The sequence below is a fragment of the Nocardiopsis sp. MG754419 genome (assembly GCF_018207095.1).
GTDB lineage: Bacteria > Actinomycetota > Actinomycetes > Streptosporangiales > Streptosporangiaceae > Nocardiopsis.
Genome location: NZ_QOCZ01000308.1, coordinates 1 through 1,203 on the forward strand (window position 1 = coordinate 1; position 1,203 = coordinate 1,203).

Below are 1,203 nucleotides of genomic sequence, written 5' to 3' on the forward strand. Positions count from 1 at the left end.
CCCCCAAACCCGCCCGAAACGAGTAGAAAAGTCCCCGACCCCCGCCCAAGATTTCTGGGTGGGGGCCGGGGACCTCGGTTCGGCTTTTCGGGTGAAGGGTCAGCTCCGCCACGGGTGCAGGCGGCATCCGCACCCGGCCCGCTGGGCGAGAGCGCGCACCGGCCGGGGCAGGGGTAGAGCGATACACACCGCCAACAGGCCCATGGGGATGCCGTGGCAACACCGACCGGTGCAACGGTCGTGCACGGACAGGTGGTGCCCGCACACCCCGCACACCGTCCCCGGGCCCTTCTCTGTCAGGTGGACCATGCCGGGCCAGTCGCCCCGCACGTAGTAGGTCTGCAGCAAACGGTGCGCGCGCACGGTCAGTCCGCCCAGGGTCGCCGCGACGCTCGCCCCGCACAGCGCCAATGTCAGCGCCAGGGGCAGGGCCGGTTTCCCGTTCACGCTCCACCCTGTCTGGGCGGTCAGGTAGGGGTAGAGAAGATCAAACACGAAAATACCCCCTAGGGTATGTGGAAGGTGGGAGTGTGCGCTGATAGTTCGCGCACACCCCCGGGGTCGGGTGGAGTCAGGCGGCCGGTGCGGCGAACCGGTACCGGCGCGGCTTCTCGCAGGCCAGCTCCGCTTTGCCCTCCTTGGCGAGCTTGGCGAGGTTGTTCTGGATGGCCCCGATGGAGCGGCCCTGCAGCAGGTGGCTGAGCTTGGTCGCGGTGAACTCCTCCTCGGGAGAGTTCTTGAGCAGGGCCCAGACCATGAGCTTGAGCTCGCCCGACCCCAGCCGCTGCGACCCGCTCACCGGGTTGACCCCCTCCTCACCCGCGCCCGTGCCCGTGTGCGCCGGTTCCCGCCCCGAGATAGTGCTGGTGCCAGGCGCGGTTGCGGTCCGTCGTAGTGCCGGTGTGGAGGTGGGGGCAGTGGAGGTCGAGGCCGGGTTGGTGTCCGGGTGCTGGGCCTGGCGGGTGCGGGCCGCTGCGGGCTTGCGCTCCGAGGTGGGCGGTGCCGTTTCGCCCTCACTGGCCGGGGCCGGGGTGGCGTCCTGTGGGTGCGCGTGCTGGTCTTCGGCCGCTTCCCCCGTCGCGAGCGGCGTAGGCGCGGCCTTCTCCAGGTGCTCGGCCGGGCCCGAGGTGGCCTCTGCGGTGTCCGGGGCCGGTTCGGCCGAGGCGGTTGGGGTGGTCGGGGTGGCCTGCCAGTGGTCGGGCA

2 protein-coding genes are annotated in these 1,203 nt (G+C 71.2%); both read right to left on the reverse strand.

Annotated elements, in window-relative coordinates; all coding sequences use genetic code 11:
* Nucleotides 1-99: 99 nt before the first annotated feature.
* Nucleotides 100-447, reverse strand: coding sequence for a hypothetical protein (locus DSY14_RS27825; RefSeq protein WP_307851358.1), 348 nt, complete (start codon nt 445-447; stop codon nt 100-102).
* Nucleotides 448-571: 124 nt separating this feature from the next.
* The coding region (locus DSY14_RS27830; RefSeq protein WP_211719568.1) for a hypothetical protein at nt 572-1,203 on the reverse strand (632 nt) is incomplete at its 5' end.